Annotated in this window: 15 protein-coding genes and 1 tRNA gene; 13 read left to right on the forward strand and 3 right to left on the reverse strand. The window is 69.0% G+C overall.

Going from position 1 to position 20,002, the window contains the following annotated elements; translation table 11 throughout:
• Nucleotides 1–14: 14 nt before the first annotated feature.
• Both arfA and ABD212_RS09940 read left to right on the forward strand, forming a co-directional pair.
• The gene (arfA, locus tag ABD212_RS09935) at nt 15–1,526 is read left to right on the forward strand and encodes an arabinosylfuranosidase ArfA (RefSeq protein ID WP_344093956.1); all 1,512 of its coding nucleotides are present in this window, start codon (nt 15–17) and stop codon (nt 1,524–1,526) included.
• Between the two features lie 69 nt (nt 1,527–1,595).
• The gene (locus ABD212_RS09940) at nt 1,596–3,155 is read left to right on the forward strand and encodes a carboxylesterase/lipase family protein (protein ID WP_344093958.1); all 1,560 of its coding nucleotides are present in this window, start codon (nt 1,596–1,598) and stop codon (nt 3,153–3,155) included.
• A gap of 23 nt (nt 3,156–3,178) precedes the next feature.
• Here ABD212_RS09940 and pgm read toward each other — a convergent pair whose 3' ends face one another.
• On the reverse strand, nt 3,179–4,825 hold the full coding sequence (gene pgm / locus ABD212_RS09945) for a phosphoglucomutase (alpha-D-glucose-1,6-bisphosphate-dependent) (protein WP_344093960.1): 1,647 nt from the start codon (nt 4,823–4,825) through the stop codon (nt 3,179–3,181).
• A gap of 51 nt (nt 4,826–4,876) precedes the next feature.
• Between pgm and pheA the strand changes: the two genes are divergently transcribed.
• Complete coding sequence (pheA, locus tag ABD212_RS09950) at nt 4,877–5,827, forward strand: prephenate dehydratase (RefSeq protein WP_344093963.1); 951 nt, start codon at nt 4,877–4,879, stop codon at nt 5,825–5,827.
• Nucleotides 5,828–5,996: 169 nt separating this feature from the next.
• On the opposite strand, the gene ABD212_RS09955 is transcribed toward pheA, so the two are convergent.
• Nucleotides 5,997–7,052, reverse strand: coding sequence for an LLM class flavin-dependent oxidoreductase (locus ABD212_RS09955; protein ID WP_344093965.1), 1,056 nt, complete (start codon nt 7,050–7,052; stop codon nt 5,997–5,999).
• 143 nt (nt 7,053–7,195) lie between these two features.
• On the opposite strand from ABD212_RS09955, the gene ABD212_RS09960 reads away from it, so the two are divergent.
• The 5 genes from ABD212_RS09960 (at nt 7,196) to ABD212_RS09980 (ending at nt 13,778) form a co-directional block, all read left to right on the forward strand.
• Nucleotides 7,196–8,218, forward strand: a complete 1,023-nt coding sequence (locus ABD212_RS09960) for a LacI family DNA-binding transcriptional regulator (RefSeq protein ID WP_344093967.1) — start codon at nt 7,196–7,198, stop codon at nt 8,216–8,218.
• A 377-nt stretch (nt 8,219–8,595) separates the two neighbouring features.
• Entirely contained in the window at nt 8,596–10,401 is a 1,806-nt protein-coding gene (locus ABD212_RS09965) for a glycoside hydrolase family 13 protein (protein ID WP_344093969.1), read from the forward strand.
• Nucleotides 10,398–11,783 carry an ABC transporter substrate-binding protein gene (locus ABD212_RS09970; RefSeq protein ID WP_344093971.1) on the forward strand — a complete coding sequence of 462 codons (1,386 nt, stop codon included), beginning with the start codon at nt 10,398–10,400 and terminating at the stop codon, nt 11,781–11,783. Before ABD212_RS09965 ends, ABD212_RS09970 begins: the two co-directional genes overlap by 4 nt.
• A gap of 76 nt (nt 11,784–11,859) precedes the next feature.
• On the forward strand, nt 11,860–12,810 hold the full coding sequence (locus ABD212_RS09975; RefSeq protein WP_344093973.1) for a carbohydrate ABC transporter permease: 951 nt from the start codon (nt 11,860–11,862) through the stop codon (nt 12,808–12,810).
• Entirely contained in the window at nt 12,807–13,778 is a 972-nt protein-coding gene (locus ABD212_RS09980) for a carbohydrate ABC transporter permease (protein WP_344093976.1), read from the forward strand. The genes ABD212_RS09975 and ABD212_RS09980 overlap by 4 nt, the downstream gene beginning before the upstream one ends.
• Nucleotides 13,779–13,797: 19 nt before the next feature.
• On the opposite strand, the gene ABD212_RS09985 is transcribed toward ABD212_RS09980, so the two are convergent.
• The gene (locus tag ABD212_RS09985; RefSeq protein ID WP_344093978.1) at nt 13,798–14,856 is read right to left on the reverse strand and encodes a diacylglycerol/lipid kinase family protein; all 1,059 of its coding nucleotides are present in this window, start codon (nt 14,854–14,856) and stop codon (nt 13,798–13,800) included.
• 63 nt (nt 14,857–14,919) lie between these two features.
• Between ABD212_RS09985 and serS the strand changes: the two genes are divergently transcribed.
• The 5 genes from serS to ABD212_RS10010 all read left to right on the forward strand — a co-directional run bounded on the left by serS (nt 14,920) and on the right by ABD212_RS10010 (nt 19,970).
• The gene (gene serS / locus ABD212_RS09990; RefSeq protein WP_344093980.1) at nt 14,920–16,194 is read left to right on the forward strand and encodes a serine--tRNA ligase; all 1,275 of its coding nucleotides are present in this window, start codon (nt 14,920–14,922) and stop codon (nt 16,192–16,194) included.
• A gap of 55 nt (nt 16,195–16,249) precedes the next feature.
• A complete protein-coding gene (locus ABD212_RS09995; protein WP_344093982.1) occupies nt 16,250–17,158 on the forward strand; it encodes an HAD family hydrolase in 909 nt (302 codons plus the stop codon).
• A gap of 115 nt (nt 17,159–17,273) precedes the next feature.
• Nucleotides 17,274–17,358, forward strand: a tRNA-Ser gene (locus ABD212_RS10000).
• 33 nt (nt 17,359–17,391) lie between these two features.
• Nucleotides 17,392–18,672, forward strand: a complete 1,281-nt coding sequence (locus tag ABD212_RS10005; RefSeq protein WP_344093984.1) for an LCP family protein — start codon at nt 17,392–17,394, stop codon at nt 18,670–18,672.
• On the forward strand, nt 18,672–19,970 hold the full coding sequence (locus tag ABD212_RS10010) for an LCP family protein (RefSeq protein ID WP_344093986.1): 1,299 nt from the start codon (nt 18,672–18,674) through the stop codon (nt 19,968–19,970). The genes ABD212_RS10005 and ABD212_RS10010 overlap by 1 nt, the downstream gene beginning before the upstream one ends.
• The last annotated feature ends 32 nt before the right edge of the window (nt 19,971–20,002 follow it).

Below are 20,002 nucleotides of genomic sequence, written 5' to 3' on the forward strand. Positions count from 1 at the left end.
ACCGAAGGACCGTCATGCCTGCCTCCCATCTCACCATCGACCCCCGCTTCGCTGTCGGTCCGATCAACCGCCGCCTGTTCGGCTCGTTCGTGGAGCACCTCGGTCGGTGCGTGTACGACGGAATCTACGAGCCCGGGCACCCCACGGCGGATGCCGAGGGATTCCGCCGGGACGTCATCGACCTCGTCAGCGAGCTCGGCGTCTCCGCCATCCGGTACCCGGGCGGCAACTTCGTCTCGGGCTTCCGCTGGGAGGACAGCGTCGGCCCCAAGGACGAGCGGCCGCGCCGGCTGGACCTCGCGTGGCACTCGACGGAGACGAACGAAGTCGGTCTGCACGAGTTCTCGTCGTGGCTCGACAAGGTCGGCAGCGAGCTCATGCTCGCCGTGAACCTCGGCACGAGAGGGACCCTCGAGGCCTTGGACCTGCTGGAGTACTCGAACATCAAGGGCGGCACGGCCCTGTCGGATCGGCGCGCGGCGAACGGCCGCACCGAACCCCTCGACGTGCGGATGTGGTGCCTCGGCAACGAGATGGATGGGCCGTGGCAGCTCGGCCACCGCTCCGCCGACGACTACGGCAAGATCGCGTCGCAGACCGCGAAGGCGCTGCGCCAGGTCGATCCGGATCTCGAGCTCGTCGTCTGCGGGTCCTCGAGCGCGCACATGCCGACGTTCGGCGAGTGGGAGCGCGTTGTCCTGGGCCACACCTACGACGACGTCGACTACATCTCGTGCCACGCCTACTACGAGGAGCGAAACGGCGACCTCGGGAGCTTCCTCGCCTCGGCCGTCGACATGGATCGGTTCATTGAGACCGTGGTCGCCACCGCCGACCACGTCGGGGCCGTGAAGGGCAGCAGCAAGAAGATCGACATCTCGTTCGACGAGTGGAACGTGTGGTACATCGACCGGTACCACGGCGTCGACAAGATCGAGGGCGTCGACAACTGGCCGGTCGCCCCGCGGCTGCTGGAAGACAGCTATTCCGTGGCGGATGCCGTCGTCTTCGGCAATCTGCTGATCTCGCTGCTGAAGCACGCCGACCGCGTCACGAGCGCTTCGCTCGCCCAGCTCGTCAACGTGATCGCGCCGATCATGACCGAGCCTGGTGGACCGGCGTGGAAGCAGACGACGTTCTTCCCGTTCGCGACCACCTCGCGCCTCGCCGTCGGCACGTCCCTCGAAGTGCGCCTGGGGTCACCGACCTACACGACCGAGGTGTACGGCGAGGTGCCGGTGCTGGACGCCGTGGCCACCCATGACGCCGAGACCGGCGCCGTGGCGCTGTTCCTCGTGAACCGCGACCAGACGCAGGCGCACGAGGTGAGCGTCGACATCTCGGCGCTCTCGGGGCTCAGCGTGCGGGAATCCGTGTCCCTCTGGGACGACGACCGCTCGGCAGCGAACACGCTCGACGACCCCGAGCGGGTGGGCCCTCGCGCCAACGACTCGACGGTTCTCGACGGCGACAGGCTCACCGTGACGCTTCCGCCGGTGTCGTGGACGGCGATCTCCCTCGGCTGAGCGCCGATTCGCCCAACGCGGCGGTGGCATGCACTATCCGACAGGCCTCCGAGAGCGTAGACCGGAGGAGTGGACAACTCGCCTTCGCTGGACGTGCGCGTGACGGGCGGCCTCGTGCGCGGCACCCGCGAGGGCGGCACGGTCGCGTGGCGCGGCATCCCGTATGCGGCGCCGCCGGTCGGCCGGCTGCGATTCCGTTCGCCCCGACGGGTGCTCGCGTGGCGCGGGCGCCGCGACGCCGAGACGTTCGGACCTGCCGCCCCGCAGGCGCACAAGGGTCAGTTCACCGGCATCGACCCGGACGTGCCGTCGGGGGAGGACTGCCTCACCATCAACGTGGTCGCGCCGTCTTCCGGCGCGGCGGACCCGCGCGGGCTTCCCGTCATGGTGTTCATCCACGGCGGCGGCTACAGCACCGGGTCATCGCGCGACTTCAGCGGTCAGGGTCGCAACTTCGTCCGCAGCGGCCGGGTGGTCTACGTCAGCTTCAACTACCGGCTGGGTGCCCTCGGCTACCTGGACTTCTCGCGCTATTCGACGCGGCGGCGCCCGATCGATTCGAACCTGGGCCTGCGGGACCAGGTGGCGGCGCTGCGCTGGGTGAGCCGGAACATCCGCGCCTTCGGCGGCGATCCCGGCAGGGTCACGGTCTTCGGCGAGTCCGCGGGAGCCAATGCCGTCACGACCCTCATGGCCACACCGTCCGCCCGCGGCCTCTTCGCCCGCGCCATCGCGCAGAGCGCGCCCGCCAACGCCGTGTACTCGCGTGAGAGGGCGGCCGCCTGGGCGGAGGAGTTCGTGGAGATCCTGCGGCGACGCATCGGCCCCGCCTCCACGTCCGACCCGGATGCCCCGTTGTCCGTCGACCAGACGGTGGCGCTCCTCACCGGTGCCGATGCCTCTGAGCTCGTCAGTGCCGCGCTCGTGCTGCAGGCTCGAACTCCCGACGAGACCCCCGGGCTCTTCTGCCTGGCACCGGTGGTCGACGGCCGCCTGGTGCCACGGCATCCGATGGTCGCCTTCCGAACCGGGACCGCTCACCGCGTGCCGCTCATCATCGGCACGAACGACCGCGAGGGCACGATCTTCCGCGGGCGGATCGACATACTTCCCCGGTCCATCCTGCGGATCGAGACCGTGCTCGGGAACGGCGATCCCGAGTCCCGGGCCCTGATCGTCCAGGCGTATCCCGGACTGCCGGGCGGCGGGCTCACCGCGGATTTCAGCGGAGACTACGCGTTCTGGTACCCGTGCGTCGCGGTGGCGGAACGCCATTCCCGGTACGCGCCGGTGTACTTCTACCGGTTCGACGTCGCGCCGCGGCTGATGCGCTGGGCGGGCCTGGACGCCACGCACGGCCTCGAGATGTTCGCGCTGTTCGAGCAGGCCGACGCGCGGCTCGCGCGCACCATGACCTCGCTGGGCGGACGGCGGGTCTTCACCAGCGCGGGGGAGCGCATGCGGGATGCCTGGCTGCAGTTCGCGGAGGTCGGCGCGCCGCTGGAGGATTGGCCGCGCTATGCAGAACCCGAGCGGCTGACTCTGATCATCGCCGAGCACGACCGCATCGAGTCGGACCCTCGCGCCGCTCGTCGCCAGGCGTGGACCGCACTGCTGCCGCTCGCCTGACGCGACTGCCGCAGGCCGGGAACCTACGCCCCGCCGAGCGCGGCTGAGACCACCGCCCGCGCCTCCTCCTGCACCTCGACGAGGTGCTCGGGGCCGCGCAGCGACTCGGCGTAGAGCTTGTACACGTCTTCGGTCCCGGACGGGCGCGCCGCGAACCATGCGTTCTCGGTCGTGACTTTGAGCCCGCCGATCGCCGCGCCGTTGCCCGGCGCGTGGGACAGCTTCGCCGTGATCGGCTCGCCGGCGAGCTCGGTCGCGGTGACGGCATCCGGCGACAGCTTTCCCAACGCCGCCTTCTGCGCGGGCGTCGCCGGAGCGTCCACGCGCTGATACGCGGATGCCCCGAACTCGGCCTCGAGCTCGACGTAGCGCTGCGACGGGGTCTTGCCCGTCACAGCCAGGATCTCGGCGGCCAGCAGGCAGAGGAGGATGCCGTCCTTGTCGGTCGTCCAGACGGAGCCGTCCTTGCGCAGGAACGACGCGCCGGCCGACTCCTCTCCGCCGAATGCGACAGAGCCGTCGAGCAGGCCCGGCACGAACCACTTGAACCCGACCGGCACTTCGAGGAGCTTCCGGCCGAGCGAGGCCACCACCCGGTCGATGATCATCGACGAGACGAGGGTCTTGCCGACCGCGGCATCTGCAGACCAGTCCGGACGATGCGAGTACAGGTAGTCGATCGCGACGGCGAGGTAGTGGTTGGGGTTCATGAGACCCGCGTCGGGGGTCACGATGCCGTGGCGGTCGGCGTCGGCATCGTTGCCGGTCAGGATGTCGTACTCGTCGCGCCGGGCGACGAGCGAGGCCATCGCCGAGGGCGACGACGGATCCATCCGGATCTTCTCGTCCCAGTCCAGCGTCATGAACCGCCACGTCGGGTCGACGTCGGGATTGACCACTGTGAGGTCGAGGCCATGGACCTGACCGATGAGGTCCCAGTACTCGACGGAGGCCCCGCCCAGCGGGTCGGCCCCGATCCGGACGCCCGCGCTGCGGATGGCGTCGACGTCGATGATGTTCGAGAGATCCCTCACATACGCGTCGCGGAAGTCGTAGTCGCCGAGCGCATCCCCGTCGATGTCCTTGAACGGCGTGCGCGCGACTCCCTCCAGCCCCGCCGTGATGAGCTCGTTCGCCCGATCGGCGATCCAGCCGGTTGCGTCGGTGTCTGCAGGGCCGCCGTTCGGCGGGTTGTACTTGAAACCGCCATCGCGCGGCGGATTGTGCGAGGGAGTGACGACGATGCCGTCCGAGCGGCCGGGATCGGCGGCATCCCGCCCCTTGTTGTACGTCAGGATCGCGTGGCTGAGCGCGGGCGTCGGCACCCAGGAGTCCCGGGAGTCGACCCGCACGTCGACTCCGTTCGCGATCAGCACCTCGATCGCGCTACGTTCGGCGGGAAGCGAAAGGCCGTGCGTGTCGCGGCCGAGGAACAGCGGCCCGTGGATGCCCTGCGCGTTGCGGTAGTCCACGATCGCCTGGGTCGTCGCGAGGATGTGCACCTCGTTGAAGCTCGACGACAGCGAGGACCCGCGGTGCCCGCTGGTTCCGAACGCGACGCGCTGCTGCGGGATCGATGGGTCCGGCACACGGTCGTAGTAGGCGTTGATCAGCTCGTCGACATCGATGAGGTCGGAGGCTTCGGCAGGTTGTCCGGCACGGGTGCTCATGGCGCCATTCTCGCAGGATGGGCCGCCGATGTCGCCGGTAGGCTGACACGCATGACGGATGCCGCGGCCCGACGCACCTACAGCTATCTGGGTCCGGCCGGCACCTTCACCGAAGCCGCGCTCGCACAGGTCCCTGAAGCGTGGGGCCAGGAGTGGCGGCCGGTCCGCAACGTCGGCGAGGCGCTCGCGGACGTCGTCGAGGCCCGATCCGATGCCGCGATGATCGCGATCGAGAACTCGGTCGACGGCGGCGTGTCGACGGCGCAGGACGCACTCGCGACCATGCCCGGCCTTCGGATCGTTGGGGAGTACCTCGTTCCCGTCGAGTTCGTGCTCGTCGCACGCCCGGGAACCCGCCTCGAGGATGTGTCGCTCGTGGCGGCGCATCCGGTCGCATACGCCCAGTGTCTGCAATGGCTCACCGCCACCCTGCCGGCCCACGCGCACGTGCCCGCTTCCAGCAACGTCGCGAGCGCGATGGGGCTGCTCGACGGCACGAGCGATGCGGATGCCGCGATCGCCCCGCCGGGCATCCTCGATCATCACGAGCTCGAACTGCTCGCCTCGGACATCGGCGACAACCCGAACGCCGTCACGCGGTTCGTGCTCGTCAGCCGGACGGTGGCCGCGCCTCCGCCGACGGGCGCCGACAAGACCTCGCTCATCGCGGAGCTGCCTGATGACCACCCCGGAGCGCTGCTCGAGATGCTGGAGCAGTTCGCTACGCGGGGCATCAACCTGTCGCTCCTCGCCTCGCGGCCGATCGGCGATGAACTCGGCAGATACCGCTTCGTGATCGACGCCGACGGGCACATCGAGAACGAGCGGATGGCCGATGCCCTGCTCGGGCTGCGGCGCTTCAGCCCGAAGGTCGTCTTCCTCGGATCGTATCCGCGCGCGGACCGAGCCGTGGTGCACTACCCCGAGCGCTACTCCGACGACGTGTTCGTCGAAGCTCGCGACTGGCTCAGGGGACTCGTCAGCGGCGAGCCCGAGGACTGAGCCGGGCCGGTCCGCCGCGCTCTGGGGCTCCTGTGGACTCGATCCGCCGGGTTTGGGGCGGGTTTCGTCGGTTGGGGCGGAGGGTGTGCGCCCCAACGGACCGAGGGCGCCCCAAACCCAAGGACGAAGGCTTCGGGATGCCGGCCGGCCGCCTGGCGGCCACGGGCACTCAGCCGGCGGCAGCCAGCAGCTCGAGCGTCTGCGCGCGGCCGGCCGCGGCATCCATCGGCTCGCCGTCGTACGCGCCCGCGATCGGCGAGATCATCACCTCGTCGACATCGTGCCGCGCGGCGAACACGGCGAGCTGGGCGGCCACCGAGTCGCCGGTCCCGACGAACCAGTTGGCGCGGGCGGAAGCCATGAGCGAATCCGCGAGCCCGTCGAACTCGTCGGCTCCCGCCAGCGCCTGCTCGACGGTCTCCATCGCGACGAGCGGCCTGCTCATCCGCAGGCGCGCCGTCATGCGCTGGTTGGGCAGCGACCGGGCCTCGGCCTCTTCGGCCGTCGGAGCTGCGATCGCGTTCACGGTGAGGAAGGTGCGCGGAGCGCGCAGCGCCTCGCTGGGCTGGAACTGGGACCGATAGAGGTCGAGCGCGCGCTCGAGACCCTGACCCGAGAAGTGGTTCGCGAACACGTACGGCAGGCCGAGGGCCGCGGCGAGCTGTGCCGAGTAGTCGCTCGAGCCGAGCAGCCATACCTCGGGCGCGCCGGTTGCGGCGGGGGTGGCGTGCACGTCGTACGTGCCTCCGCTCGTGAAGCGAACCGCGGCGCCGTCCGGCGAGACCAGGGACAGGATGTCGCGGACGTGGTCGGGGAACCGCTCCACGTCGCTCGTCGTTCCACTCTGGCGCAGCAGCTGGGTGATCACCGGGTCCGATCCCGGTGCCCGGCCGATGCCGAGGTCGATCCGGCCGGGCGCGAGCGCCTCGAGCGCGGCGAACTGCTCGGCGACGACGAGCGGGGAATGATTCGGCAGCATGACGCCGCCGGACCCCACCCGGATGCGCTGGGTGCGGGCCGCCGCCGCGGCGACGAGAACCGGCGGGGTGGTGGATGCCACGGCCGGCATGTTGTGGTGCTCCGCGAACCAGTAGCGCCGGAACCCGAGACGGTCGGCGCGACGGGCGAGATCCAGGGATGCCGCGACCGCCTGCGCGCTGGTCTGGCCGGCGCGCACCGGCACCAGGTCGAGAACGGACAGGGCCGGGGCGGAGGAGGTGATCATCACCTCAGACAACGGGGCGCGGCATCCGGTCTATTCCGCAGGCCCCGTCGCAGCGCGATCTATCGTGGGCGGCCGGTGCAGATCCGCACGAGATGAGGTGCAAGTCTTGCGCGATTCTGCAAGTTCTTGCGTACACTGAGCGCATGTCGAAGCGTCTCGCCGAAGTGGCGCGCAAAGTCGGAGTCAGCGAAGCGACCGTCAGTCGCGTCCTCAACGACAAGCCGGGAGTGTCGGAAGCCACCAGGCAGGCCGTGCTCACCGCGCTGGACGTGCTGGGGTACGAACGTCCGACGAAGCTGCGTGGCGAGCGCGCGCGGCTGGTCGGGCTGGTGCTGCCGGAGCTGCAGAACCCCATCTTCCCCGCGCTCGCCGAGATCATCGGCGGCGGGCTGACCCAGAACGGATACACCCCGCTGCTGTGCACGCAGCAGAACGCCGGAGGCATCACCGAGTCGGACTACATCGACCTGCTGCTGCAGCAGCAGGTCTCGGGGGTGATCTTCCTCGGCGGGAACTACAGCCAGGCCGACGCCCCGCACGAGCACTACGAGCGGCTCCGCCAGGTGAACCTGCCGACGGTGCTCGTCAACGCGCGCATCGACACGCTCGATTTCGCGACGGTGTCGACGGATGACGGAGCGGCCGCCGAGCAGGCGATCCTGCACCTGCATCAGCTCGGGCATCGCCGCATCGGCATGCTCATGGGGCCGCTCGATCACATTCCCTCGCAGCGCAAGCTGGCCGCGGCCAAGCCGCTGCTGGAGCGGCTGGGGACACCGCTCGAAGACGCTCTCGTCGTGCGGGGGCTGTATTCGCTCGAGTCCGGTCAGGCCGGGGCGTCCCGCCTGTTCTCGGTGGGCGCGACGGCGATCGTGTGCGCGAGCGACCCGCTCGCGCTCGGGGCCGTGCGCGCGGCGCGTCGGGCGGGACTGCACGTGCCGCAGGACGTCAGTGTCGTGGGCTTCGACGACTCTGCTCTCATGAGCTGCACCGAGCCGCCGCTGACGACGGTGCGTCAGCCGATCGAGTCCATGGGCCGCACGGTGATCGAACTGCTGCTCTCGCAGATCGCCGGAACGACCGAGGCCGGCGACGAGCTGCTCTTCGAGCCCGAGCTGGTGCTGCGCTCCTCCACAGGCCCCGCACCCGCCCTCGCACCGGCCTGATCGCCGGCATCCCGGCGCTGCGCAGGATCATCATTCCGGGATGCGTACGCGCGATCGCCTGCGGCGGTCGCCCGCCCATTCCGAGCCCGCAATCCTGCGGATGATCCTGCGCCGCCTGTCTCTCCGTGGCTGCGGTCCCGAATCCAGCGGAGCCGGGTGCCTTCTTCGACGAGCTGGCATCGGGCTCGGCGGGCGACGGCCGCGGGCCGCCGCGGGAATGTCTCGTCGAAGGAGGCACCCCGCGCAGCAGCGGGAACCATGACCTGGCGCGAGAGACCTGCAGGCGTCGTTGCACAATCGTGATCTTGCGTAATTCTGTTGAAGAGTTGCACGAAAGGGAAGCGGAAGCTACATTCTCACGTGTAAGACTTCCCCCGATGACGAGGAGCCCCGTGGACAGCGACGTCCTCACTCGCGAGCAGGCCTCAGGGCGCCGCACGACGCCCTCGACGACCGATCCGCTGTGGTGGCGCTCCGCCGTCATCTACCAGGTCTACGTTCGCAGCTTCGCCGACGGGAGCGGCGATGGCACGGGCGATCTCGCGGGTGTGCGCGCCCACCTCGGCTACCTGAAGGCCCTCGGCGTCGACGCGGTGTGGTTCAACCCGTGGTACCCGAGCCCCATGGCCGACGGCGGCTATGACGTCCAGGACTATCGCGACATCCATCCCCAGTTCGGATCCCTGGCAGAGGCCGAGGCGTTCATCCAAGAGGCCTTGGCGCTCGGCATCCGCACCATCATCGACGTCGTCCCCAACCACATCAGCGATCAGCACGAGTGGTTCCAGGCGGCGCTCGCCGCCGGGCCCGGAAGCCCCGAGCGCGAGCGCTTCTGGTTCCACCCCGGCAAGGGCGAGAACGGCGACGAGATCCCGACCCACTGGGTCTCGAGCTTCCAGGGGTCGACGTGGACCCGCACGACGAACCCCGACGGCACTCCGGGCGAGTGGTACCTGCACATGTTCACGCCCGAGCAGCCCGACCTCAACTGGAACCACCCCGACGTGCGGCGCGAGCACGAGGAGATCCTGAAGTTCTGGTTCGACCGCGGCGTCGCGGGCGTGCGCATCGACTCCGCGGCCCTGCTGATCAAGGATGCCGACCTGCCCGAGGTCGGCGAGAAGCGGGGCCCCGGCCAGCATCCCACCGAGGACCGCGACGAACTCCACGACGTGTACCGGTCGTGGCGGGCGGTCGCCGACTCCTACGCCGGCACCAGGGTGCTCGTCGGGGAGATCTGGGTGCCCGACATCGAGCGGTTCACGGCGTACCTGCGTCCCGATGAGATGCACACGGCGTTCAACTTCGACTTCCTCGCGCGGCCCTGGGGCGCGGCATCCTTCCGTGAATCCATCGAGCAGACCCTCGCGGCGCACGCGCCCGTCGGCGCTCCGAGCACCTGGGTGCTGTCCAACCACGACGTGACACGCACGGTCACGCGCTACGGTCGCGAGGACACTGCGTTCGCGTTCCTCAAGAAGCGCTTCGGCGTGCCGACCGACCCCGAGATCGGGTCCAACCGCGCTCGGGCAGCGGCCCTGCTCGTGGCAGCCCTCCCCGGCAGCCTCTACATCTACCAGGGCGACGAGCTCGGCCTGCCCGAGGTCGAGGACCTCCCCCTCGAGCTCATCGAGGACCCGATGCACTACCGCTCGGGTGGAATCGACCCGGGTCGGGACGGATGCCGCGTGCCGCTGCCCTGGTCAGGGGACCGCCCGCCGTTCGGCTTCAGCCCAGAGGGCACCCGGACGTGGCTGCCGCAGCCCGCGCAGTGGGCGGCCCTCACGGTGGAGGCGCAGGAGGCCGACCCGGCTTCGACGCTGAACCTGTACCGCGAGGCGATCCGCCTGCGCCGCGAGCTGCCCGAGCTCGGCGACGGACCCCTCGAATGGATCGACGGGCTCGGATCCGACATCCTGGCCTTCCGGCGCGGCGACACGTTCGCCTGCGTCGTGAACACGGGCGACGAGCCCGTGACCCTGCCCGCGCACGACGCCGTGCTGCTGGCAAGCGCCCCGCTCGACGGCGTCCATCTGCCGGGCAACTCCACAGCGTGGCTGCAGACAGAACGGGATGCCGAGCCCCCGGCCGCCCGCGCAGCAACGAGCACCAAACCCACCCACCACGAGGGACGACGGCGCCAAGAGGCCGGCGCCGCCCTCAAACGAAAGGAAAGACGATGAAGTCACCAGGCAAGGTCCTGCTCGCCGGTGTCGCCACACTGGCGACGGTCGGCGCGCTCGCGGGCTGCTCCGCGGGCGGCTCGGGCAACGGCTCGGGCGACAGCAAGGTCCACATCGTGGTCGCCCCTGTGCTGCCCGGCGCCACGGCGGATGCGCTCAGCGCGCTCGCCGACCGCGTGAAGGAATTCGAGAAGGCCAACCCCGACATCGATGTGAAGCCGATCGAGTACCAGTGGACCGCTTCGACCTTCGCGGCCGAGCTCGCCGGCGGCACGCTGCCCGACGTGTTCAACGTTCCGTTCACCGACTCTAAGACGCTCGCCAACAACGGTCAGCTCGCCGACATCACGAAGTACTTCGACGAGACGGCCACCGCGAAGAAGTGGAACGAGAAGGTGCTGGATGTCGCCAAGAGCGACGACGGCAAGGTCTACGGCATCCCGTGGGGTCCGTACGCCATGTCGCTGTCGTACAACCGCGACATCTTCACGCAGGCCGGGCTCGACCCCGACAAGCCGCCGACCACCCTCGACGAGATCCAGGCCGATGCCAAGACGATCTCCGAGAAGGTCCCGGGCGTCGCCGGCTACATGCAGATGACCCAGGACGCCACGGGCGGCTGGAACCTCGCCACCCTGACCCAGTCGCTCGGCGGCCGGCTCGAGACCGTCGGCGGCGACGGCAAGGTCACGGTCACGGCCGACAACGACCAGACCAAGGCCGGTCTGGAGTGGCTGAAGAAGATGCGCTGGGACGACAACTCCATGGGCAGCAACTTCCTGTTCGCTTGGTCGAGCATCAACGAGGCGTTCGCCGCAGGCAAGATCGCGATGTACATGAGCGGTTCGGACGTCATCGGCTCGCTCATGCAGGCGAACGGGTTCGACCAGAACAAGTACGGTGTGACGACCTACCCGCTGGCATCCGACCCGAACGCGGGCATCCTCTCCGGCGGCAACGTGGACGTGGTCAACGTGAAGTCCTCGCCCGAGCAGATCGCCGCCGCGGTGAAGTGGATCGACTTCTACCGCACCCAGCCGACGGTCGACAAGGACGCCGCGATCAAGAACGCCCAGACGCTCCAGGCCGGCAACCAGGCCGTCAACGCGCCGACGCTGCCGGTGTTCGACCAGGCGACGTGGGAGCAGAACCAGGAATGGATCAAGCCCTACGCCAACATCCCGGCCGCGAACCTGAAGCCGTTCACCGACGGCATCTTCAGCCAGAACATCGTGCCGGAGCCGCCGAAGCACACGCAGGATCTGTACAAGGCGCTGGATGCCGTCGTGCAGGCCGTGCTGACGGACCAGAATGCTGACATCGACGCGCTCCTCAAGGGCGTGAACGACCAGGTGCAGGCGCTGATCGACGCCGACAGCTGATCCGCCCCGTCGGTGTGAGGCCGGGTCGCCACCTCGACCCGGCCTCACACCGGCACCCGAACGAGAAGACTCCGCAATGACCCAAACAGCAGTCGAGGCTGCCGTGGCCCCGAAGTCGCAGCCCAGGCGTCGTCGTAACCCGATCACCTGGGTGCAGCGCGGCGGGCTCAGCACGCTGCTCTTCCTGTTGCCCCTTCTGCTCATCTTCGGGGTCTTCTCGTGGACGCCGATCGTGGAAGCCGTGGTGATGAGCTTCCAGAAGACCAACCTCGTGACCGCGCCGGTCTTCGTGGGCTGGGAGAACTTCGAAGCCGTCTTCCGCGACCCGCTGTTCTACACGGCGATGCGCAACACCGCGTACTTCGCCCTCCTGGCACTGATCTTCGGGTACCCGCTGCCGCTGCTCGCGGCCGTGATGATGAGCGAGTTCCGCCGGGCGAAGGGGTTCTACGGCGTCCTCGCCTACCTCCCGGTCATCATCCCGCCGGTGGTCTCCGTGCTGCTGTGGAAGATCTTCTACGATGCCGGACCCAACGGCGTCTTCAACACGATCCTCGGGTTCGTCGGCATCCCGCCCCAGCCGTGGATCCAGAGCCAGGTGCAGGCGATGCCTTCGCTGGTGCTCGAGGCGACGTGGGCGGCCGCCGGCAGCACCGTGATCATCTACCTCGCGGCGCTGACCTCGGTCGCTCCCGAGCTGTACGACGCCGCGGAGGTCGACGGCGCATCGATCTGGGGCAAGATCTGGCACGTCACGCTGCCGCAGCTTCGCGGGATCCTGTTCATCACCCTGATCCTGCAGATCATCGCCACGGCGCAGGTCTTCCTGCAGCCGTTCCTGTTCACCAGCGGCGGTCCCGCGAATTCCACGACGACGATTCTGCTGCTGATCTATCAGTACGCATTCACGAGCAGTCTCGGGGTCGGAGTGGGCAAGGCGACCGCGCTGAGCCTCATGCTCGCCGTGTTCCTCGCCGTGCTCTCGATCGCCTATTTCCGCGTCACCCGCAGATGGAGCGACAATTGACCACCACGGTTCAGGCCCAGCTGCAGGGGCAGGACGCGCTCGCCATCGGCGGAGCCCGCCGGATCCGCCGACAGCGGCGGAACGTGGAGACCGTCGACCGCGGCATAGTCTCCGCGGCCGATTGGGGGCGGACGCCCGTCCGCGTCTTCGGCACGGTGCTCAATGTCCTGCTCGGAATCTCACTCATCGTGATCGGTCTGCTGCCGCTCTTGTGGCTGCTGAAGTCCGCCGTCACGCCCACGCAGGAGACCCTCACCCACCCGCTCGCCATCGTGCCGAGCGAATGGGCGTGGTCGAACATCGAGCGCGCGTGGAACGACGTCCACATCCAGAACTTCTTCTTCAACACGGTGGCGATGGCGGCCGGTTCCTGGGCGGTCCAGCTGCTCGTGGCGACGACCGCGGGCTTCGCCCTCTCGGTGCTCAAGCCCAAGTACGGCAAGATCATCAGCGGCGCCGTACTGGCGACGCTGTTCATCCCGGTTGTCGTACTGCTCGTGCCCCTGTACCTGACGATCCTCAATCCGCCGCTCATCGGCCATTCGCTCATCAACACCTTCTGGGCCGTGTGGCTGCCGGCAGGCGCCAGTGCGTTCAACGTGCTGCTCGTCATGCGGTTCTTCGACAGCATCCCGCATGAGATCTTCGAGGCCGCCCGCACCGACGGCGCCGGAACCTTCCGGCTGTTCTGGTCGATCGTGCTGCCGCTGTCGAAGCCGATCCTCGGAGTCGTCTCGATCCTCGCGATCAACGCGGCGTGGGCCGACTTCCTCTGGCCGAACCTCGTGCTCACCGACATCGAGATACAGCCGCTCTCGGTGCGGCTCCCGCAGATCCAGGCGTCGACCGACCTCGGCGTGTACCTGGCATCGCTCGCGATCGCGACTCTGATCCCCGTGGCGATCTTCCTGATCTTCCAGCGCGCGTTCCTCAACAGCGGCGGCATCGGGGGAGCCGTGAAGGGCTGATCCCCGCCCCGCGGGAGGGCTACAGCCTCGAGACGGGGTGGCCCTTGGGCACCATCACGATCAGGCCGCCGGCGGCGACCCGGGTGATCACCTGGACGGCCTCGCCGAATTCGTCTCCGTCGAGCTGAACGGGCTGCGCAGGAGACGTCGCGACGTCGACGCCCGGGCCGCGCGAATATCGCACGGCATTGTCCCTCGTGCGCAACGCGAGTACCTGGCGTCCCGCGCGGAAGCGGCGCAGCACGCTGTTGTCCCACGCCACCCGGCGCCACACCAGCAGCCAGCCCAGGGGTCCTTTGGGCTGGAAGATCACGATGTCGAGCTCGCCGTCGCTCACCGAGGCCTCGGGGATCAGCTCGAGCCCCGCCGGCAGTGATCCGCAGTTCGCGAACAGCACGCTCTGCACGCGGGCCGCGTGGAGCCGGTGGTCGCCGATCTGGTACATCACCCGGAAGGGCCTGGCGCTCGGCAATGAGCGCGCCGCGCCGTCGATGTAGGCGATCCAGCCGACGCGCTTCTTGAGGTGTCCGCTCGTGTTCGCGATCATCGCCGCGTCGACGCCCATGCCGCCCATGACTACGAACGCGCGCTCTTCCCGGGTTCCGTCGGCGCGGTGCAGCTGCGCCCAGCCCACGTCGATCGGATGGGTGTCGCCGTCGAACGTGGCCCGCACCATCGCGGTCGGATCGCCGATCGGGAGGAAGAGGTTCCGCGCCAGCAGATTGCCGGTGCCGCTCGGCACGATCGAGAGCGGGACACCGCTCCCGCTCATGGCCTCGGCGACGGCGCGCACGGTGCCGTCGCCGCCGGCAACCAGCACGGCCGTGACGTCCTCCTCGAGCGCCTGCCGCGCGACGACATCACCGAGGTCCTCGATCGTCGTCTCGTAGAAGAGCGGTGGAGCCCATCCGGCATCAAGAGACAGCCGTCCGACTGTGGCGCGCAGGGCGGCAGCATCCACCTTCGTCGGGTTGTAGACGAGGGCGGCCCTGTGACTCGCGCGCTTGTCCACGCCGACAGGAATCGGTGAGTCCCCGGGCGCCTCGGAGGCGCGAGAATCGCGGGGATCGCTCGCCATGGGTACACCCTAAGACCCGCCGGCGCCGGATGCCGCTGCATGCACGTTGACTAGACTCGAGTGGTGATAGATCCCGTACTCCTCCGCGAGAATCCCGAGCTGGTCAGGCGCTCGCAGGAGGCGCGCGGAGAGTCGGCAGACACGGTGGACGAAGCGCTCGCCGCCGATCGCGAGCGCCGCGCGGCCATCACCGCGTTCGAGGAGCTGCGGGCCGCGCAGAACTCCCACGGCAAGCGCGTCGCGCAGGCGCCGAGAGAAGCGAAGGCCGCGCTCGTCGCCGAGGCGAAGGAGCTCAGCGAGCGCGTCAAGCGGGCCCAGCACGCGGTGACGACGGCGGAGGCGGCATCCGATGCGGCGTTCGCCAAGATCGAGAATGTCGTGATCGACGGAGTGCCCGCAGGCGGCGAGGCCGACTTCATCACGCTGCGCACGCATGGTGAGACCCCGACCTTCGGCTTCACGGCCCGCGACCACCTCGAGCTCGGCGAGCTGCTGGGCGCGATCGACATGGAGCGCGGCACGAAGGTTTCGGGCAGCCGCTTCTACTTCCTGACCGGGATCGGCGCTCGCCTCGAGCTCGCGATCATGAGCCTCGGGCTCGACCGCGCGATGGCGGCAGGCTTCGTCCCGATCATCCCGCCGACGGTCGTGCGGCCCGAGGTGATGCGGGGCACCGGGTTCCTGGGGCAGCACGCCGACGAGGTGTACCACCTCGAAGAGGACGACCTGTATCTCGTCGGCACCAGCGAGGTGCCGCTGGCGGGGTTCCACATGGACGAGATCCTCGATCTGTCGAAGGGCGCCAAGCGCTACGCCGGATGGTCGACCTGCTATCGCCGCGAGGCGGGCTCGTACGGCAAGGACACGCGCGGCATCATCCGCGTGCACCAGTTCAACAAGCTCGAGATGTTCGTGTACACGACGGTGGAGGATGCGGAGGCCGAGCATGAGCGCCTGGTCGGACTGCAGGAATCCATGCTGCAGGACCTGGGTCTCAGCTACCGCGTGATCGACGTCGCCGCCGGCGATCTCGGCTCGAGCGCGGCGCGCAAGTACGACGTCGAAGCGTGGGTGCCCACCCAGGGTGCCTACCGCGAGCTCACCAGCACGAGCAACTGCACGACCTACCAGGCGCGCAGGCTCGACATCCGCCACCGGCTTCCGGCTGATCAGGGCGGCAGGACGCAGCACGTCGCCACGCTCAACGGCACGCTCGCCACCACCCGCTGGATCGTCGCGATCCTCGAGACCCACCAGCGGGCGGACGGCTCGGTCGCCGTGCCCGCCGTGCTGCAGCCGTACCTCGGCGGGCTCGAGGTCCTGGAGCCCATCGCGTGACACGCGGTACGCGACCGGCGCGCGCCAGCGCGCATCGCCCGAAGGGGGCGATCGAATGAGTACGGAGCACCTGCCGCCGACGGGCAGCATCAAGGTCGTCCCTCCCGGACGGGCGGCCAAGCTCGTCGAGCAGGTCGCGCGCGACACCGAGGACCCGACCGTCGTCACCGAGCAGCTGCTCATCGTGCTCGACATCGACGGGACGGTGATCCTGCAGGACGAATCCCTCAGCCCCGGTGTGGTCGAGGCCGTCGAGCACGCCCATCGTGCCGGCCACGAGGTGATGATCGCGACCGGACGCAGCTGGGAGGGCACACGCGGCATCCTCGAGGCTCTCAAGATCGCCCCCGAGTTCGTGGTGTGCTCCAATGGAGCCGTCGTGCTCAGGAGAGTGGATGCCGGCGAGCTGCACTACGAGCGGTTCCACATCGAGACGTTCGACCCGAGCGAGGTGCTGACGCAGCTGCGGGTGCACCTGCCCGATGCGAAGTACCTCGTCGAGCTGCCGGACGGAAGCCGGCTGTACACCGACTACCTCGAGGACTGGAACCTCGTGCACGCCAAGCAGGTGACCTTCGAGGAGCTGTCGGCTCAGCCGGTGTGCCGCATCGTCGTCGTCGCGCCCGACCAGCACGAGCAGGACTTCGTCGATCTCGTCTCGCGCATCGGTCTGCACCAGGTGGCGTACTCGGTGGGATGGACGGCCTGGCTCGACATCGCGCCGATGGGCGTCGACAAGAGCACGGGCCTCGAGATCGTCCGCCTTCAGCTCGGCATCGACCCCGCCCACGTGCTCGTGATCGGAGACGGCCGCAACGACCTCGGGATGTTCCGGTGGGCGCGTGAGAAGGGCGGACGCGCGGTGGCGATGGAGCAGGGTCCGCAGGAGGTCCGGGATGCCGCCGGCGAGACGACGACCTCCGTCGAGGCGGGCGGCGTGGCGGCCGTGCTTCGCAAACTGTGACGGTACGGGGATCCGAGCCCGCCCTCAGAGGATTGCCAGGCGCCCCTGGAAGAATGGCACGACAGCGCTGTCGGCTAGACTCGACGCCTGTTCGACCGTGCTGCGGCACCGGTCGGGAGGGTTGTCCGAGCGGCCGATGGACCTGGTCTTGAAAACCAGTGGGCAGCAATGTCCCGTGGGTTCGAATCCCACACCCTCCGCAGTGCGAGGGAACCCGCCCCCGAGAGGAACCCGTGAGTCAGACGACCAAGCCCGCGAAGCGTGGCCGTCACACCGTTGCGCGGCACGGCGAGCTGACCTCGCCGGGTCCGCTCGGGCTCGTGCTGAAGTTGATCGGCATCGCGCTCGGGGTCGTCCTCGTCGCGAGCATGGGTGTCGCGGCCTACGCCGCATACGACCTCACCGCGAGCTTCACCGGCGGCGCGGTCGCACTGGAGGGCCAGGACCCGGTTCCGCCCGACATCGGGGCGATCGAGGGCGGAGTGAACCTGTTCATCGCAGGGACGGATGCCTGTGAGCCCGCGTACGCGAAGTACTTCGGCGATCGGTGCTCCGGCCCCGACGCAGGCGGCGAACTCAATGACGTCAACATGCTCGTCCACATCTCGGATGCCCCGCGCCGCGTCACGGTCATCTCCTTCCCCCGCGATCTGATGGTCCCGATCCCGGCCTGCACCCGCAAGGACGGCAGCGAGTCGCCTGCGATGAGCAGGCAGCCGCTGAACTCGGCCTACTCCTACGGCGGACTCTCGTGCATCGTGAAGACGGTCTCGCAGCTGAGCGGGCTGAACATCCCGTTCGCGGCGAAGGTGACGTGGGGCGGCGTGATCCAGGTCACCAACGCCGTCGGGGGCGTCGACGTGTGTCTCGCGTCGGGCATCAAGGACAGCTACACCGGCATCGACTGGCCGGCCGGCATGCGCAACATCCAGGGCCTCGAGGCGCTGCAGTTCCTCCGCACCCGTCACGGCGTCGGCGACGGCAGCGATCTCGGCCGCATCTCGAACCAGCAGCAGTACATGTCGCGACTGGCGAGGAAGCTCATGAGCGAGGACGTGCTGTCCAACCCGGCGACGCTGTACAAGCTCGCCACGACCGCGGTGCACAATGTCACGCCGAGCCAGAGCCTCACCAATCCGCTGACCCTGGTGCAGATCGCGCTCGCGGTCAAGAACGTGCCTTTCGACGAGATCGCGTTCGTCCAGTACCCGGTGCTCAGCGACCCCACCGACCCCAACAAGGTCATCCCGGACCTGTCCTCCGCAGACGCGCTGTGGGCCGCGCTCGCCGCGAACAAGCCCCTCAAGCTCACCGGCGCCGCCGGCTCGAACGGCGGCGTCGTCGTCGTGCAGCCGACGCCCGGCGCCACTCCGTCGGCGACTCCGTCAGCGACGCCGACGCCCGGTCAGACGACGGCGCCCGAGGACCAGGCCGTCGAGCTGCCGTCATCCATCACGGGCTCCACGGCTGCGCAGCAGACCTGCTCCAACGGCAACCTCCGCGGAAACGGCTGATGCCCGGATCGAAAAGGCCCTCCGTCGAGGGCCTCACGCCGGTCGCGCGCCACGGGCAGCTGCGGACGCGGCATCCGCTCCTGCAGTTCATCGCGATGCTGGCCGTGGTCGTCGCCGTCATCGTGGTCAGCGCCGGCGGTGTCGCCGTGTACTCCGTGTTCGATGCGGCGAAGGCGCTCAGCGACCACGCGGTCGTGCTGGACCGCAACGAGGTCATCCCGCCGTCGCTCGGAGCGATCGAGGGCGGCGCGGACGTCCTGGTCGTCGGCACTGATTCGTGCGAGGGGCAGGATGTCGCGATCTTCCCCCGCTGCGCCCACGACGACGGCGGCGAGCGCAACGACGTCACGATGCTCGTGCACATCACCGACGATCCACGGCGAGTGACCGTGGTCTCGTTCCCTCGCGACATGCTCGTGCCGATCCCCGCGTGCGACAAGCCGGGCGGCGGCCAGTTCTCGGCCATGAGTTCGCAGATGATCAACGTCTCGTATTCGCACGGAGGGCTCGCGTGCACGGTGAAGACCGTCGAAGCACTCACCGGCGAAGACATCGAGTTCGCCGCCGCGCTGCGCTGGACCGGCGTCATCCACATGTCGGATGCGATCGGCGGCGTGGATGTCTGCGTTGCAGGCGAGATCAACGACGGCAACACCGGCCTGCACCTGTCAGCCGGCGCGCACACGCTGCAGGGTGCCGAGGCTCTGCAGTTCCTGCGGATCCGTCATGGGATCGGCGACGGCTCCGACCTCGGCCGGATCTCGAACCAGCAGCAGTTCATGTCGTCGATGGTGCGGAAGCTCCAGTCTCAGTCTGTCCTCGCGAATCCCGGAACACTGCTCACGCTCGCGACCACGGCGCTGGCCCAGGTGACGCAGGGCCAGCTCGTGCTGAGCCAGTCGCTGGCCAACCCCACCCTCATGGTGCATATCGCGATGGCGGTGAAGGACGTGCCCTACGAAGACATCGTGTTCGTGCAGTACCCCACGCGCTACGCCACGGGCACAGGAGCGAGTCGTGTTCTTCCGGTGACGGATGCCGCGAATGTTCTCTTCGCCGCGATCGACGCCAACAAGCCGATCTCGCTGACCGGCGATCCGAGTCAGGGGTACGGCGTGGAGGTCTCCGGCGAGGCCACGAAGCCGGCGCCGACTGCCACCGCCACCGCCACCGCGGCGCCTTCCGCGACCGGGTCCCCGTCGGCGACCGGGGCCGCGCCGGAGGACAGGGTGGCGCTGCCGTCCGACATCGCGGGCACCACCGCAGCCCAGGTCACCTGCACGCGCCCGCAGCAGTAGCCGGTTCGTCCGGGTCGTCGCGAGCGGTTATG

Source organism: Microbacterium deminutum (genome assembly GCF_039530205.1).
GTDB lineage: Bacteria > Actinomycetota > Actinomycetes > Actinomycetales > Microbacteriaceae > Microbacterium > Microbacterium deminutum.

Excerpts from the sequence above, each read along its gene's own strand:
- pheA (WP_344093963.1), top strand. The coding sequence starts at position 4,877 with ATGACGGATGCCGCGGCCCGACGCACCTACAGCTATCTGGGTCCGGCC.
- arfA (WP_344093956.1), top strand. The coding sequence starts at position 15 with ATGCCTGCCTCCCATCTCACCATCGACCCCCGCTTCGCTGTCGGTCCG.
- ABD212_RS09995 (WP_344093982.1), top strand. The coding sequence starts at position 16,250 with ATGAGTACGGAGCACCTGCCGCCGACGGGCAGCATCAAGGTCGTCCCT.
- ABD212_RS09955 (WP_344093965.1), bottom strand. The coding sequence starts at position 7,052 with ATGATCACCTCCTCCGCCCCGGCCCTGTCCGTTCTCGACCTGGTGCCG.
- ABD212_RS09960 (WP_344093967.1), top strand. The coding sequence starts at position 7,196 with ATGTCGAAGCGTCTCGCCGAAGTGGCGCGCAAAGTCGGAGTCAGCGAA.
- ABD212_RS09965 (WP_344093969.1), top strand. The coding sequence starts at position 8,596 with ATGACGAGGAGCCCCGTGGACAGCGACGTCCTCACTCGCGAGCAGGCC.
- ABD212_RS10010 (WP_344093986.1), top strand. The coding sequence starts at position 18,672 with ATGCCCGGATCGAAAAGGCCCTCCGTCGAGGGCCTCACGCCGGTCGCG.
- ABD212_RS09970 (WP_344093971.1), top strand. The coding sequence starts at position 10,398 with ATGAAGTCACCAGGCAAGGTCCTGCTCGCCGGTGTCGCCACACTGGCG.
- ABD212_RS09975 (WP_344093973.1), top strand. The coding sequence starts at position 11,860 with ATGACCCAAACAGCAGTCGAGGCTGCCGTGGCCCCGAAGTCGCAGCCC.
- pgm (WP_344093960.1), bottom strand. The coding sequence starts at position 4,825 with ATGAGCACCCGTGCCGGACAACCTGCCGAAGCCTCCGACCTCATCGAT.
- ABD212_RS09985 (WP_344093978.1), bottom strand. The coding sequence starts at position 14,856 with ATGGCGAGCGATCCCCGCGATTCTCGCGCCTCCGAGGCGCCCGGGGAC.